The following is a 15,099-nucleotide window of genomic DNA, read 5'->3' on the forward strand; positions in this document are numbered from 1 at the left end:
GGATCTGCATCGAGATTTCGGGCGTCAAAAAGAGCTTGTCGCCGTTGACGGGCGAGGCGAACTTCACACCTTCTTCCGAAATCTTGCGCATTTCGCCCAGCGACCAGACCTGGAAACCGCCGCTGTCGGTGAGGATGGGCTTGTTCCAGCTTTCAAACTTGTGCAGGCCGCCGAACTGCTGCATCACGTCGAGGCCTGGGCGCATCCAGAGGTGAAAGGTGTTGCCCAGGATGATTTGCGCGCCCATGTCGTGCAGTGACTGCGGCATCACGCCTTTGACCGTGCCATAGGTGCCGACGGGCATGAAGATGGGGGTTTGCACCACACCGTGGTTGAGCGTCAGTTTGCCGCGCCGGGCGTAGGAACCGAGGTAGGCGCCGGCGCCTTCGCCAGCCGGAGCATCGGTCTTCAGAACTTCAAATTCGAGCATCTTGGGATTGTCGCAGGTGTACGCGGGGAGATTCAGGCACCCTCAGGTGTTCCCCAGAGGGGTTTTACGGGTCAGCAGCATGGCATCGCCATAGCTGAAAAAGCGGTATCGCCCGGCAATCGCATGCCGGTACAGCGCCATGATGTGTTCGTAGCCTGAAAACGCGCTGACCAGCATCATCAGCGTGCTTTTGGGCAGGTGAAAGTTGGTCAGCAGCAGGTCTACCACGGCAAATTCAAAGCCCGGGGTGATGAAGATGTTGGTGTCGTTGCAGTCGGGACCGAATTTGGCGTGCGACTCCAGCGCCCGCACGGTGGTGGTGCCCACGGCCACCACGCGGCCGCCACGCGCCTTGCAGGCGGCGATGGCCTGTTGCGTCGCTACGGGAATCTCAAAACGTTCGAAATGCATGGTGTGGTCGGCAATGTTTTCGGCCTTGACGGGCTGGAAAGTGCCGGCACCCACATGCAGCGTCACGCTGGCGCGCCGGATGCCACGCGCTTCGAGCTGCGCCAATATGGCTTCATCGAAATGCAGTGCCGCGGTGGGCGCGGCYACGGCGCCCGGGTTTTTGGCAAACACCGTCTGGTAGCGCTGCTCGTCGTCCGCGGAGTCGGTATGGGTAATGTAGGGCGGCAGYGGTACGTGGCCGTGCTGCGCCATCAGCGCATACGGGTCGCTGCTCAGGCGGAAGCGGTAAAGTGGCCCGCTTTCCTCGGGCCAGCGGCCCAGCAGCGTGGCGGTGAAGCCACCGTCCATTTGCAGCACCGCGCCCGGCAGGGGCTTTTTGCTGACCTTCATGTGGGCGGCGACTTCATGGCCGGCATCCGCGTGGGGCGACAGCACGCGTTCGATCAGCAGTTCCAGTTTGCCGCCGCTGGCTTTCTGGCCGAAGAGCCGGGCTTTGACGACTTTGGTGTCGTTGAACACCAGCAGGTCGCCCGGCAGCAGCAGGCCGGGGAGTTCGGTGAACCGTCGGTCCACTGGCAGGTCTTCACGCCCGTCAAGCAGGCGCGAGCCGCTGCGCTGGGCGGCAGGGTTTTGGGCAATGAGTTCTTCGGGCAGCGTGAAATCAAAATCGCTGAGGGTGAAATGGGTGCTCATGAAGGCACAATTGTCCCATGTCGCCTCCTGGTGCCTCCGTCCGAAAAACTGTCCCGCCTGAGGCCGCGGCCGGGAACACGGCCGCGCCTCAGGCCAAGGCTGAAAAAGCCTCGCCCAAATCACCCGCGCAAAAAGCGCTCGAGAAGCTGGGCCTGCGCCGCGACATCGATCTGGCCTTGCACCTGCCCCTGCGCTACGAGGATGAAACCCGCATCGTGCGGCTGGCGGACGCGCGCGACGGCGATCTGGTGCAAATCGAAGGCCAGGTGACGCACAGCGAGATCGCCTTTCGCCCGCGCCGGCAGCTGCGGGTGACGGTAGACGACGGCAGCGACACCTGCGTGCTGCGCTTCATCAATTTTTACCCGGCCCACCAGAAAACGCTGAGCACAGGCGCCCATGTTCGGGTGCGGGGTGAAATCCGCGGCGGCTTTCTCAGCCGTGAAATGATCCACCCCAGCTTCAGGCTGGCCGGCGGCGAGCTGCCCGGCGCGCTGACGCCGGTGTATCCCACCGTGGCCGGACTGCCGCAAACCTACCTGCGCAAAGCCGTGCTCAGCGGCCTGGCGCGGGCTGATCTCCGCGAGACCTTTCCGCCTGAAGTTTTAGGTGAAAACAGGCTGCAGCCCTTATGGGGCCTGCGCGAGGCGCTACAGTTTTTGCATCACCCCACGCCAGATGTCTCGCTGGCCACACTGGAAGACCGCAGCCATCCGGCCTGGCAGCGGCTCAAGGCCGAAGAGCTGCTGGCCCAGCAGCTGTCGCAGCTGCAGGCCCGGCGCATACGCGCAGCCATGCGCGCACCTTCGCTGGCGGGCCCACCCGTGCGCGGCACGCAGTGCACGCTGCATGACCAATTGCTGGAGCGCCTGCCTTTCCGGCTGACCGCCGCGCAGCAGCGCGTGTGCAACGAGATTGAGGCGGACCTGAAAAAAAGCATCCCCATGCACCGCCTGTTACAGGGCGACGTGGGCGCCGGCAAAACGGTGGTGGCGGCACTGGCCGCGGCACGCTGCATCGACGCGGGCTGGCAATGTGCGCTGATGGCGCCTACGGAAATCCTGGCCGAGCAGCATTTCAGCAAACTGATCGGCTGRCTGGAGCCGCTGGGCATCAAGACCGCCTGGCTGACCGGCAGCCAGAAAACAAAAGAGCGGCGCGAGATGCTGGCGTTGATCGAGAGCGGGGAGGCCGGCCTGGTCATAGGCACGCACGCTGTGATCCAGGACAAGGTGAAGTTCAAAAACCTGGCGCTCGCCATCATCGACGAGCAGCACCGCTTTGGCGTGGCGCAGCGGCTGGCCCTGCGCAGCAAAATGACTGAAGGTGGGCAGGAACCCCATCTTTTGATGATGACTGCTACACCGATTCCGCGCACGCTGGCGATGAGTTATTACGCCGACCTTGACGTCTCCACCATCGACGAGCTGCCGCCCGGCCGCACGCCCATCGTGACCAAGGTGGTGAGCGACGCACGGCGTGATGAAGTGATCACGCGCATACGCGGGCAGCTGGCGGAAGGGCGGCAGATTTACTGGGTCTGCCCACTGATCGAGGAAAGCGAGTCCATCGACCTGGTCAATGCCACGCAAACGCATGAAGCATTGAGTGCAGCCTTGCCCGGTGTCGCTGTAGGACTGCTGCACTCTCGCATGCCGGTTGCAGAAAAGAAGGCCGTCATGAGCCAGTTCACCGCCGGGAAAATGGGCGTGCTGGTGAGTACGACGGTGATCGAGGTGGGCGTTGACGTGCCCAATGCTTCGCTGATGGTGATCGAGCATGCCGAGCGCTTCGGCCTGAGCCAGTTGCACCAGTTACGCGGTCGGGTCGGGCGCGGCGCGGCTGCGTCGGCCTGCGTGCTGTTGTATTCGACCGGCGAAGCGTCCCGGCTCGGCGAGATGGCGCGCGAACGCCTCAAAGCCATGGCGCAAACCAATGATGGCTTCGAAATCGCCCGGCGCGACCTGGAAATCCGCGGGCCCGGCGAATTCCTGGGGGCGCGGCAGTCGGGGGCGCCGCTGCTGCGGTTTGCCGACCTCGAGACCGATGCCGCGCTGCTGGCCTGGGCACGCGAGCGGGCGCCGCTGATGCTGGACCGGCATACGGAACTGGCTCACCGGCACATCCTGCGCTGGCTGGGTGGCAAAGCCGATTACCTGAAGGCCTAAGCAACATCCGGCGATGCAGCGATTGAGAAAAGCAGCACAATAAGCCCATGACGCTGACCGAACTCAAATACATCGTCGCTGTTGCCCGGGAAAAGCATTTCGGCAAGGGCGCCGACGCCTGTCACGTCTCGCAGCCCACACTCAGCGTGGCCATCAAGAAGCTGGAGGAAGAGCTGCAGGTCAAGCTTTTTGAGCGTAACGCCAACGAAATCACCGTGACGCCTCTGGGCGAAGAAATCGTGCGCCAGGCCCAGAGCGTGCTGGAGCAAGYCGACAACATCCGTGAAATTGCCAAGCGCGGCAAAGACCCGCTGGCCGGTGCGCTGCGGCTGGGCGTGATCTACACGATTGGCCCCTACCTGTTGCCTGACCTGGTGCGCCAGGCGATTGCGCATACGCCGCAGATGCCGCTGATGCTGCAGGAAAACTTCACCGTCAAGTTGCTGGAAGAGTTGCGTACCGGTGAAATTGACTGCGCCATCCTGGCCGAGCCCTTTCCCGACACCAACCTGGCCATTGCGCCGCTGTATGACGAGCCTTTCATGGCGGCGGTGCCCAGCGCCCATGCGCTGGCGTCACGCAAGAGCGTGACGGCTGAGGAGCTCAAGAAGGAAACCATGCTGCTGCTGGGGACCGGCCATTGCTTTCGCGACCACGTGCTCGAGGTTTGCCCCGAATTTGCACGCTTTTCCAGCAGCGCCGAAGGCATCAGCAAAAGCTTTGAAGGTTCGTCGCTGGAAACCATCAAGCATATGGTGGCGGCGGGCATGGGCATCACGCTGGTTCCCCGCCTGGGCGTGCCCAAGGAGGCGCTGGCCGAGCAGGCCGCAACTGCCAGGAAACCCGCCAAGGGGAAAACGGCCGCAAGCCGCAGCAAGGTGGCAGCAGAGCAACCCTCGTTCATCAAATACCTGCCCTTCGCAGGCGATGTGCCGAGCCGGCGCGTGGTGCTGGCGTGGCGCCGCAGCTTTACCCGGTACGAAGCGATCGCTGCGCTGCGCAATGCCATTTATGCGTGCGAGCTGCCCGGCGTCAATCGCCTGTCGTGAACGCCGTCTATGGCCGGCATTGAGCCCGGCTGTTGCAGCCCCTTCCCTGATTTCGTAAAGTTGTCCCAGAATCTTTAAAAAGGAAACACCATGGCCAAAACATCGACCAAGCCCGCAGGAAAACCCGCACCCTCCATCAATATCGGCATCAATGAAAAAGACCGCGCAGCGATCGCCAAGGGCCTGAGCCGCCTGCTGGCCGACACCTACACGTTGTACTTGACCACACATAACTTCCACTGGAACGTGACGGGGCCGATGTTCAACACGCTGCACCTGATGTTCATGACGCAGTACACCGAATTGTGGGCAGCCGTCGATCCGGTGGCGGAGCGTATCCGCTCCCTGGGCCATCCCGCGCCGGGCTCCTACGCCCAGTTCAGCAAGCTGGCATCGATTMCCGATGTGCCTTTGGTGCCGCCCAAGGCGCTGGAAATGGTGCGCATCCTGGTGCAGGGCCATGAGGCCGTCGCACGCACGGCGCGCGAATTGTTTCCACTGGCCGACAAGGCCAGCGACGAGCCGACGGCCGACTTGCTGACGCAGCGCCTGACAGTGCACGAGCAGACCGCCTGGATGCTGCGCTCCTTGCTCGAAGAGTAAGGTGCCGCCTGGCTTGTTGAAACAAAAACTCGACTTCTATTTGCAGTTGATCCGCTGGAATCGCCCGGCGGGCTGGTTGCTGCTGCTGTGGCCCACCCTGTCGGCGCTCTGGGTGGCTTCGCACGGCTTTCCGGGCTGGCACCTTGTGGTCGTGTTCAGCTTGGGCACTTTCCTCATGCGCAGTGCCGGCTGCTGTGTCAACGATGTGGCCGACCGTGATTTTGACCGGCATGTCAAACGCACGGCGCAGCGGCCCGTGACCAGCGGCGCCCTTTCTGTCAGAGAGGCCCTGATTCTCGGCGCCGTGCTGGCTTTGCTGGCTTTCGGGCTGGTACTCACCACCAATGTCGTCACCATTGCCTGGTCATTCGCCGCGCTGGCGGTCACGCTGGTCTATCCGTATGCCAAGCGTTATGTCTCCATGCCGCAGGCGGTGCTGGGGGTCGCTTTCAGCTTTGGCATTCCGATGGCGTTTGCCGCCGTGCAGTCGCGCGTTCCGCTGCTGGCCTGGGTACTGTTGCTGGGCAACCTGTTCTGGGTGATTGCCTACGACACGGAATACGCCATGGTCGACCGTGACGACGACTTGAAGATCGGCATGAAAACGTCGGCCATCACGCTGGGGCGGTTCGATGTGGCGGGTGTCATGCTCAGTTACCTGATTTTTCTGTTAATTTGGGCTGTAACCCTTATGGATATTGCGCAAGCAGCTATTTATTTAATAGCAATTGCGGTGGCGCTCGGGCAGGCGCTGTGGCACGGCTGGCTGATCCGCAAGCGCGAGCGCGATGACTGTTTCAAGGCGTTTCGGCTCAACCATTGGCTGGGCTTTACGGTATTTGCGGGAATTGCGCTGTCGTACCTGGGCCGTTGAGCCTGCGCCGAAACAGACGGCCATAAAAAAGCCCGCATCTGCGGGCTTTTTCAATTCCTGACGCCTGATCAAGGGCTCAGCGGAACTTCATCCGCGAATTACACCGATTTTTTGGCTTTTGCCTTGGCCTTGTGCTTGACCTTGTGTTTGGCTTTTGCCTTGGCTTTTGTGGGCGCGGCGGCTTTTTCGGCTGGTGCGGCGGCAGGGGCTGCTGCGGGTGCGGCGGCCTGGGCCGCTGCTGGCGTGGAGATCACGGCCAGGGGCATGGCGAGGACGGCTGCGCTGATGAGGGTGGACAGTAATTTGTTCATGGGGAAGCTCCGGATGTTGGAAAAGTTATGGTGCGGGTGTTGCCGGGTGAACTGTCCACGAAGGACCAGGGCAGCCGTGACAGACGCTCTTCTTCAACGTCTTCCCTCGCAAGGCGGTTGACTTGCCCGGCCGCGGTCATCCGCAAATCCCATGGCCACGTGCCGCCACGGCAGAAGAATCATATTGCTATTAATTCAAGGGCTTAAGAGGCAAAGTTCATCACCAGAAGACACCTGCGGGTCAACCGCGGCAACAATGAGTTTGCCCGGGGTTCAGTTCACGTCAACGGTATCGAGAGCTTCTGGCGCTATGCCAAGCGACGTCTGGTGCAGTTCAGCGGTGCACACAGGCATACCTTCTACCTGCACTTGAAGGAAACCGGGTTCAGGTCGAACCAACGCCACMGCAGCCTGTACAAGTCGCTGCTATCCTTGCCGGGAAACAATCCTCTTTAACGGGATTTTTGCTTCTCAAGCCCCCGATTGATGGCGATCGGTGCGCTTTCACGCTCGGTTGAGCCGCCAGAGCCTGGGGATTTGCCCGCTCGTCAGAACTGTTTCGATTCGCCACCAGCCAGAAGTCCCCAGCCCCCGGCATCGCCAGATAGCTCAAAATACCCTCCATGACCTTCGATGCAGCCAACCCCCCCCGTTTCTGGTCCGACCTGAAAAGCCCTGACTTTTCGCGTCTGGACCTGGCCCGCTGTATTGCGGTGCTGCCGGTGGCCGCGGTGGAGCAGCACGGCCCGCACCTGCCGCTTAATGTGGATGCGACGTTGGTGGAAGGTGTGATTGCAGCCGCCTTGCCGCATTTACCCCCAACGCAGCCGGTGCTGTTTTTGCCCACGCAGGCGGTGGGCTTTAGCCCCGAGCACGATCGCTTTGCCGGCACGCTCACGCTAAAAGCCGAGACCGTGATCCGGCTCTGGACTGAGCTGGCCGAATCCGTTGCGCAAACGGGKGTCAAGAAATTGGTGCTGCTCAATTCGCACGGCGGCCAGGTTGGCCTGCTGGATGTGGTGGCGCGCGACCTGCGAGCCCGGCTGGGCATGCTGGTCTACAGCGTGAACTGGTTCAACCTGCCGCTCACAGGTGAGGATGGCAAGTCCGTGAATGATTTGTTCAGTGCCGAAGAGCACCGCTTCGGCATCCACGCCGGCGAGATCGAAACCTCCATGATGCTGGCGCTCAAGCCGGATCAGGTCGACATGGCCAAGGCGCAGAACTTTCACTCCACTTCACAGGACAGGGCTGCGAAGTACAGCATCCTGGGTGACGGCCGCAGCGCCAAGCTGGCCTGGCAGATGCAGGACTACAACCCGCAAGGCGCCGTTGGCAATGCCGCTGTGGCCACAGCGGAAAAGGGCCGTGCCTTGCTGGGTGCTGCGGGCCGCAGCCTGGCGCGGCTGCTGGCGGAGATCGACCAGTTGCCGGCCGATACGCTGAGCGATAGAACCGCGTTCTAGGCTTTTGCAAGCAGGCATTTAGCGCAGGATCACGGTCTGGCGCTTCCACGCGGCGTCCTGCGAGCGGGCAAAGGCCGCCAGCGTTCCCGGGTCACCGGCCTGTTTCTCGGCCGTCAAGCTGTCCATGCGCGCCACCTCGAAACTGCGGCGCAGGCGCCCGGCAATGCGGGTCTCGCGGGCCAGCAGCATGTGAGGCGTACCGCGCACCCAGCCGGCAAATTCCACATAGCCCAACTCGGGGCCATTGCTGGCGGGCGGCAGCACCTCAATCGTCCATTGCCCGGATCTTTTGCGAAACACCCACAGCTCGCGCCAGGTGTCCAGCGGCTGCACCGCGAGCGCCAGGGCCTGGCCATCCGGGTGGGCGCTGGCGGACGCGGTCCACACGATGCCGTAGGTGCAGCGCCTGGCCACGGCCTCCTTGCCGGGTTTGCCGTCGGCCTTGTTTTCGTACAGCGCCACGCAGGTTTCGCCGGCCTGGCCCGTCTCGGTGGCTACCGTCAGTCTGGCGAAGCGGGGTAGCGCGGTTTCAGCGCCCCATCGTGAGGCGCCCACTCGAATCGCCGCGTCGTTGTAGTCCTGCCTGTCGTTGTCCGTCAGCTCCAGCTTGTTCACCGCTGCGAGTTCCGCCAGGGCGCGCTGGGCGGCTGCCGTGGGTGCTTCGGCCCGGCGCGCCTGCTCAAACGCCAGGCTGGCGTGCACGCCGGCACGGCGCAGGCGCAAACGGTTTTTGCTGACTTCAGACAACTGGGCGAACTGCGCGGCGCTGACCTTGTCCAGCACTTCGGCGCGCCACTGGTCTTGCGTGAAGCGGTCCTGCGGATGCAGGTCGGGGCTCATGCAATCGGGGCGGGTCACAGCCAGTGCGGCGCGCGCGCGCTGCTCGGCGTCGGATGGCAGCGCCAGCACGCGGCGAAAGGCCTCGCCGTTGTAGCAAAGCTGCATGCTTCCGTTCTGCTCATAACCCTTGAAGTTCACGCCATAAAAGGTGGCCACTTCCATGTGCGCAGAGATCACGTCACTCGTGGCCTTGCCGTGCTTCATGGAGCCGCGACGCGCCAGGCGTTCGGCCATGGTGCCCAACGCATCAAAGGCTTCCGCGCCTATGGCGTCTGCCGGCGCGGCCTTGAGGTAAGCGGCCGTGTACGCAATGCCCAGGGCTTCAGCGCCCGGGCTTTCGCGGAGGAAGCGCACCACCGAGAGCAGCTGCGGCGCTTCCTCGGGCTGCAGCGAGACCGTGCGCACCTGGCTCACGTGGATGAAGCCTGCGCGTTCGCGCCTGTGGTCGTAGACCTGCAGGTAATCCATGCGCTGGCCGCGGATCTCGAGCGCGTCGCCTTGCCACAGGGCCGCCTGCTGTGCGGCCGAATCACGCGGCGCGGCGCGCAGGGTGGCCTGGTCCTGCGTCACGATGGCCAGGGTCAGAAGTGCGGTGGTGATCATTATTCGGCCTCTTCTTTGTCGTCGTGGTCTTGCGTGCCGGCGCCGCGCGGCGCTTGCGCCACGGTGCGGCCGGCTTTGGGCGCGCCGCCCAGCAGGCCCGCGCCCACAAAGCCGCCGCTGGTGGAGGGCGGGGCGATGATCACGGTGATCTTGTCGCTGAGTTTGTCGGCCATGGTCTTCTGGATCAGCAGCGGGTGGCGCGTGATCAGCACCCCTTCGCGCGCCATCTGCTCGCTGTTGATCTTGCCCACGCGGTCCAGCCGGTAGGCTTCGGCATCCGCCAGTTTCTGGCGCGAATCGGCTTCACCCGATGCCTCGATGCGCCGCGCCTGGGCGCTACCTTCGGCCGTGCGGATGCGCGACTGCTTGTCGGCTTCGGCTTCAAGTTGACGCTGCTCGATCTGCTTTTGCTTGAAGGGCAGGACATGTTTCATGGCTTCTTCCTGCGCTTTGGCTGCAATTACCTGTTCGCTGGCGGCGGCCTGCGCATTGGTTTCACGGCGTATTTTTTCGGCCATCGCGTCCAGCTCGGTTTCTTTCACGCGCTTTTCCTTCAGGGCCAACGTGTAGCGCATCTTTTCCGTGGCCAGCTCTTCGGCCAGCAGCTTGTCCATGCCCTGGCGGTAGTCCGCGGGCAGGTCCACTTTGCCCATTTGCACCGTGCGCAGCAGGATGCCGTCGGCCGCAAGCTTGGGTTTGAGTTCGGCTTCGATAAGCTGCTGGATTTCGGCACGCTTGCTCGAGAAAATTTCCCGCACGGTGTAGCGCGTGAAGGTCTTGTAGATCACGCCTTGCACGGCGGGCTGCACGATCTGGCCCGCGATGTCGTCGGGCAGGTTTTTCGACAGTGCGTTCACCTTGGTGGGATCCAGTGCATAACGCACCGTGATGTCCACTCCCAGCGACATGCCTTCAATCGACTGGAAGGGCGAGGGGCCGTCGGCCCGGCTGCTGCCTTCAGGGCGGTAGACCTGGTCGCGCAGCGAGAAAGTGCGCATCTCATGCAGAGCTGGCAGCAGCAGCAAGGAACCTTCGCGGAATTCGTCGACGCTGCCGGTCAGCTGGTTGGTGCGAATCGCCACGTCGCCGCGCRCCACCGACTCCATGGGAGGGTGCACCCACAGCAGGTAGCCGACCGCGCCCGCCGCGGCGGTGGCGATCATCAGGCCGCTGGCGCTGGCGGCGCGCTGCACCCCTGTGGCAGCGATACGGCGGGTGCCGCGCACCCCCCTGGAAAAGATGGCGCGGATGCGCAGGGAAATACGGCTAAGGCGTGGGTTCATGATGGGCTCCTCCGGTTGGTTTGGCGAGAGGCGCGGGTTGCGCTTTCTCTGGCCTCCATTGTTCGAATCGGGCCCGGAGCATTCAATGCGCCTGCGCGGTGTCTTTGCACGGTTTGGCGGCGGCAACCCTCCGCCAACGGAAGAAACACTCACACGGCCTGGCGCAGGCCACACCCATAATGGCGACACCCCATCCTCTTGAGGCCTCATGACCAAAATTGCCGTGATCGAAGACGACCTGCCCATGAGCAACCAGCTCAAGGGCTGGATTGAATCGGCCCGTCCGGGCATCCAGGTCGACCAATGGTTCAACCGCGACGACGCCGAGGCCGCCGTTGCCCGCGAAGGCTATGACGCGGTGGTGCTGGACATCGAACTGGGGCGCGAACGCCATGCCGGCGTGGCCATCATCAACGCCATCAACAAGCAGCGGCAGGGTACGCCCGTGCTGGTGGTGTCCGCCATGCCCGCTGCCATTTACCGCAGCATCATGAAAGCGCTGGACGCTTGGGACTACCTGCAAAAGACCACGTTTGAAGAAGCCGACTTCATCGAAACTTTCCTCGACATCCTGCGCACCGCCAAAACGAAGCCGGAAGGCAAGGCGCCCGCCGCAGACAGCCAGGAGCTGCAGCTGGACCCGCTGCGACAGAACACGGCTATCTGGCGCGGTCAGCGCGTGAACCTGCCGCTGACGGCGCAACGCATCCTGGCGGCGCTGCACGCGCGCCGCGGCGAGGTGGTGAGCTATGACGACCTGTACCAGGTGGTCAAGAGCGGCCGCAACCGCGACAACATCCGCAAGCACGTCAGCACGATTCGCGACGCGTTCAAGGAAATCGATGCGGCCTTTGACGGCATTGAAAACATCCCGATGCGAGGCTTTCGCTGGGCCGAGGCGGCGGAGCCCCCGCGCGGCAGAGGCAAGCCGTGAAGCTGCCCACACGCCTGGATGTCGAGCGCCTGCTGCCGGCGCGCGTACCCTTCGGGCTGCGCGTATTTTTTCGCGGCGCTTTTTTTCTGCTGGCATTGGCCACCGTCGCCCTGGCCATCGCCGTGTTGCAAGACGAAAAGGAGCGAAGCTACCGCAATTACCAGGACGGCTTTCGCAAAAACCAGGCGCAGATCGCCGCCAAGCTGCGCCATCCCACCGGCCAACTGGTGCTGCTCAACCCCACGGCCTACGAGCATGAGGTGACGCCGCTGCGCCCGCTGGTGTTGCCTTTTTCGGCCCTCGATTTTGACGATCGCAACAAGGCCCAGCAGGCAGTGGAGATGGCCGGCTGCCTGGTGCAATACCCCGACGCGGCGTCGATGTGCGTGGCCGTCGGCAACAACCCCTTTGCCGGCGGTTTTCTCTATGCCGTCGGCAGCTTCAACAGCGGGCCCCTGGTGTCGCACACCTCTGGAACGCTGGATTTAAGCCAGGCGCACCGCGCCCGCATCACGGTCGACATGCGCGGACAGCGCTACCGCTGGATCGCGCCTTTCCAGGCCATGCAGGCCACGGACGAGGGCCGCAACGCCTCGCCTTTTGCCAATGCCAGGGGGCGCCTGGTGGGGTTTTCGGACGACAACCCGATCACCCCAGCCAGCCGGCCCGTGCGCGACTTTCGCGGCTGGCTTTGGCAAGACAGCCGCTGCGTGGACGGCACGCTGGCGGCAGACCCGGATTGCGCCCGGCGTGCCTTTGTCAGCGTGCGCCTGCCGGTTGAGCTGTTTCGCGAGGCTCTGTTCYCCAAAGGGCCCGCGGGCATCGTCTGGCCGCCGGCCGATCTGGACCAGATCAAGGTGCAGGTGGAAATGCTGGCTCCCGGCGAGGGAAAGCCTCTGTTCGACAGCAATGCCGGGGGCGCCACTGCGCCTTTTTCGTGGTCTGAGCTGACCCCTTTGCTGCTGCCCGGCGAGAAGCTGCGCATCCGCAGGATGGGCAGCGCGGGTGTCAGCTCGGACGTCGTGTCGCTGTCCGGCGCGGAGACGACGGAGCGGTCCTCGCCCCTGATTGCGTGGTTGATACGCCGGCTGCAAGTGGACGGTTATGACGCACCCGTCACGAGCGCCGACATCATCAGCACACCACTCGGGCGTTATGAACTCTCGCTGACCGGTGACATTCGCAGCGTCAACAAGGCCCTCACGGCCGTGGCCACCCGCGTGTCCTGGTTTGTGGGCGGCATGCTGCTGGCCATCTTTGTGACCTGGCTGGCCATTGAGCTGCGGATCATCCGCCGCATCACCGAACTCACCCGCCGCGCGGCCACCGTGTCCAAGGGCGTGCGCGCCAGCGACAACCTGGCAACGGTTGACCTGGCCGACCTGCGTGGCGGCGACGAGCTGGGTGTGCTGGCCGGCGGCCTGCAAGACCTGCTGCAGCGCGTGAACGAAGACGTGCGCCGCGAGCAGATCCGGGTCGCCCAGGAAAAAGACACCTGGCACGCGGTAGGCCATGAAATCATGTCGCCCCTGCAATCGCTCATGGTGCTGCACGGAAGCGCCGACGACCCCGCGCACCGTTACATCAGCCGCATGCAGCAGGCCGTGCGCGTGCTCTACGGCAGCGCATCGCCCAGTGAAGCCTTTGAATCCACCGCGCTCAATGTGCAGACGCTGGATGCCAATGAGTTCCTGAGCCACGTGGCGCGCAACGCTGCGGCCGCGGGCATTCCCGGTGTGGCCTTTGATCCGCTGGTCCAGCCGGTCAGGGTGCGTGCCGACGAGTATTCGCTGGAAGATGTCGTGTCGCATGTGCTGCGCAATGCTGATCGCTACCGTTTGCCCGGCAGCCTGATCCGCATCACGCTGTCGCAGCAGGCACAGGAAGGCACCGCGCCCGAGGCGCTCATCACCATCAGCAACCTGGGCCCGCAGATCGAGGCCGGCCTGCTGGACAAGGTTTTCGAATACGGCGTGTCTGACCAGCCAGATACCGGCGCCGCGGGACAGCGCGGGCAGGGCCTGTTTGTCGCCAAAACCTATATGGCCAAGATGGGCGGCACCATCACCGCGCACAACCGGGACAGCGGCGTTTGCCTGGAGTTGCGCCTGCAGTGCGCTGTCGGCTGATCCCTGATTCCATTGCTAATTCGCTGCGAGAGTAGGCGCGCCGCCGCAGACAGTGCTTAGGGCCTGCCAATGCCATTTATGCAGATGCGTTGCGAGTCAAAAAGGCCTTGAGCAAGGCGCAAAACGCAGGCGGGGTAGACCCCGTCAAGGCTTTGCAACGCCGCGCAAGGCCTTTTTGAKCGCAACCCGGAGGGAATGGGGYGAAAACGGCGCCACTCGGCGTTGCGCTCCTCACCCAGACTCCCGGTCTGGGMKTCGTCGCGCGCCTTGATTGGCACCGTTTTCACCCCATTCGCATYTGCATAAATGGCATTGACAGGCCCTGGCACGGCAAGGCGGCGTAACGACCTATCGCGGCGAATTAGCAATGGAATAAAAATCAAAGCCCCCAGTGAGCGGTAACTCACTGGGGGCCTTGTCTTGCCAGGCGGACCGGTAAGCCCGCTGCCATGTAAGAAAGTATCTCGCGGGTAGGGCCGAATAATTTGCCTGATTTGCTGTTGAATTTCCCATAAACAGATAAAAAATCTGTAAAACGGCCAATTTCAGATAAATTACCTGAATGGACACTTTAGACCGGAAAATCCTTCAGGTTTTGCAGGCTGACGCGCGCACCAGCCTGCAAGACATCGGCCAGGCCGTCGGCCTGAGCCCCTCGCCCTGCTGGGGCCGCATCAAGAAGATGGAGGAGGCTGGGGTGATTGAGGGCTACACCGTGCGGCTCAATGCGCAGGCGCTGGGCCTGGGCGACACGGTGATGGTGCAGGTCACGCTCGACAGCCACTCCGACAACACGCTGGAGAAATTCGGTGAAACGCTGGCAGCCATTCCCGAAGTGATAGAGGCTTACCTGGTGTCCGGTGAATACGACTACCTGCTGCGCATTGCCGTGCACGACACCAAGGACTACGAGCGCCTGCTGCGCGAGCGGCTCTACAAGATCAAGGGCATACGCCACAGCAAATCCAGCTTTGTACTGCGCACGCTGAAGAAGGCCGACCTGCCGCTGCTGCCCGGCTGAGCCAGGCGAAGGTCAGCGCTGACAGTGGTCGGTGAGGCCGGCTGACAGCTGCGCGGACCTCACCCGCCCACACTGACGAATGCCCCGCACCATACAGGGCGCTGGCATTGCCGTCATTTCATCAGGGGGTTTTATGCAATCGATTGCCCGTCAACGCGTCTGGCATGTTCTGGCGTTGTGCGCGGCATGCGCCTGTACGCTGGCCGCGTGCGGCGACACGGCCCTGTTGCCGCCGGAGGCCGGGATGGGCGCCAATCCAACCCTGCCCAAACCCAACAAGACCC

At 63.3% G+C, this 15,099-nt stretch carries 13 protein-coding genes and 1 pseudogene; 9 read left to right on the forward strand and 5 right to left on the reverse strand.

Translation table 11 applies throughout. The features are described 5' to 3' along the window. Together AC1DWI_RS02465 and queA are read right to left on the reverse strand one after the other, a co-directional pair. On the reverse strand, positions 1-430 hold a 430-nt coding region (locus tag AC1DWI_RS02465; RefSeq protein WP_477724322.1), incomplete at its 3' end, for a tRNA-guanine transglycosylase. Between the two features lie 42 nt (positions 431-472). Next, positions 473-1,534 (reverse strand): tRNA preQ1(34) S-adenosylmethionine ribosyltransferase-isomerase QueA, encoded by a 1,062-nt coding sequence (gene queA, locus AC1DWI_RS02470; RefSeq protein ID WP_477668708.1) that lies wholly within the window; start codon positions 1,532-1,534, stop codon positions 473-475. A gap of 17 nt (positions 1,535-1,551) precedes the next feature. Between queA and recG the strand changes: the two genes are divergently transcribed. The 4 genes from recG (at position 1,552) to ubiA (ending at position 6,228) form a co-directional block, all read left to right on the forward strand. Continuing rightward, complete coding sequence (recG, locus tag AC1DWI_RS02475) at positions 1,552-3,702, forward strand: ATP-dependent DNA helicase RecG (protein ID WP_477724323.1); 2,151 nt, start codon at positions 1,552-1,554, stop codon at positions 3,700-3,702. Positions 3,703-3,749: 47 nt separating this feature from the next. After that, entirely contained in the window at positions 3,750-4,751 is a 1,002-nt protein-coding gene (locus tag AC1DWI_RS02480; RefSeq protein ID WP_477724324.1) for a hydrogen peroxide-inducible genes activator, read from the forward strand. A gap of 90 nt (positions 4,752-4,841) precedes the next feature. Beyond that, on the forward strand, positions 4,842-5,354 hold the full coding sequence (locus AC1DWI_RS02485; protein WP_477724325.1) for a Dps family protein: 513 nt from the start codon (positions 4,842-4,844) through the stop codon (positions 5,352-5,354). A gap of 13 nt (positions 5,355-5,367) precedes the next feature. Then, positions 5,368-6,228, forward strand: coding sequence for a 4-hydroxybenzoate octaprenyltransferase (ubiA, locus tag AC1DWI_RS02490; RefSeq protein ID WP_477668704.1), 861 nt, complete (start codon positions 5,368-5,370; stop codon positions 6,226-6,228). 98 nt (positions 6,229-6,326) lie between these two features. On the opposite strand, the gene AC1DWI_RS02495 is transcribed toward ubiA, so the two are convergent. Next, positions 6,327-6,539 carry a hypothetical protein gene (locus AC1DWI_RS02495; RefSeq protein ID WP_477666459.1) on the reverse strand — a complete coding sequence of 71 codons (213 nt, stop codon included), beginning with the start codon at positions 6,537-6,539 and terminating at the stop codon, positions 6,327-6,329. A gap of 228 nt (positions 6,540-6,767) precedes the next feature. On the opposite strand from AC1DWI_RS02495, the pseudogene AC1DWI_RS02500 reads away from it, so the two are divergent. After that, a pseudogene (locus tag AC1DWI_RS02500) lies at positions 6,768-6,995 on the forward strand (IS1595 family transposase); the annotation flags it as partial. 167 nt (positions 6,996-7,162) lie between these two features. Continuing rightward, on the forward strand, positions 7,163-8,005 hold the full coding sequence (locus tag AC1DWI_RS02505) for a creatininase family protein (RefSeq protein ID WP_477668703.1): 843 nt from the start codon (positions 7,163-7,165) through the stop codon (positions 8,003-8,005). Positions 8,006-8,023: 18 nt separating this feature from the next. On the opposite strand, the gene AC1DWI_RS02510 is transcribed toward AC1DWI_RS02505, so the two are convergent. Together AC1DWI_RS02510 and AC1DWI_RS02515 are read right to left on the reverse strand one after the other, a co-directional pair. Beyond that, positions 8,024-9,448 carry a hypothetical protein gene (locus AC1DWI_RS02510; protein ID WP_477668702.1) on the reverse strand — a complete coding sequence of 475 codons (1,425 nt, stop codon included), beginning with the start codon at positions 9,446-9,448 and terminating at the stop codon, positions 8,024-8,026. Continuing rightward, complete coding sequence (locus tag AC1DWI_RS02515; RefSeq protein WP_477724326.1) at positions 9,448-10,731, reverse strand: SPFH domain-containing protein; 1,284 nt, start codon at positions 10,729-10,731, stop codon at positions 9,448-9,450. Before AC1DWI_RS02515 ends, AC1DWI_RS02510 begins: the two co-directional genes overlap by 1 nt. Positions 10,732-10,939: 208 nt before the next feature. Here AC1DWI_RS02515 and AC1DWI_RS02520 point away from each other — a divergent pair, with 208 nt between their 5' ends. From AC1DWI_RS02520 to AC1DWI_RS02530, 3 genes are all read left to right on the forward strand, one after another. Continuing rightward, the gene (locus AC1DWI_RS02520) at positions 10,940-11,665 is read left to right on the forward strand and encodes a response regulator transcription factor (protein ID WP_477668700.1); all 726 of its coding nucleotides are present in this window, start codon (positions 10,940-10,942) and stop codon (positions 11,663-11,665) included. Next, positions 11,662-13,794, forward strand: a complete 2,133-nt coding sequence (locus AC1DWI_RS02525) for a sensor histidine kinase (protein ID WP_477724327.1) — start codon at positions 11,662-11,664, stop codon at positions 13,792-13,794. The genes AC1DWI_RS02520 and AC1DWI_RS02525 overlap by 4 nt, the downstream gene beginning before the upstream one ends. A gap of 562 nt (positions 13,795-14,356) precedes the next feature. Then, positions 14,357-14,815, forward strand: a complete 459-nt coding sequence (locus tag AC1DWI_RS02530) for an Lrp/AsnC family transcriptional regulator (RefSeq protein ID WP_092132085.1) — start codon at positions 14,357-14,359, stop codon at positions 14,813-14,815. Positions 14,816-15,099: the final 284 nt, after the last annotated feature.

The sequence above is a fragment of the Polaromonas sp. P3_C2 genome (genome assembly GCF_056402675.1).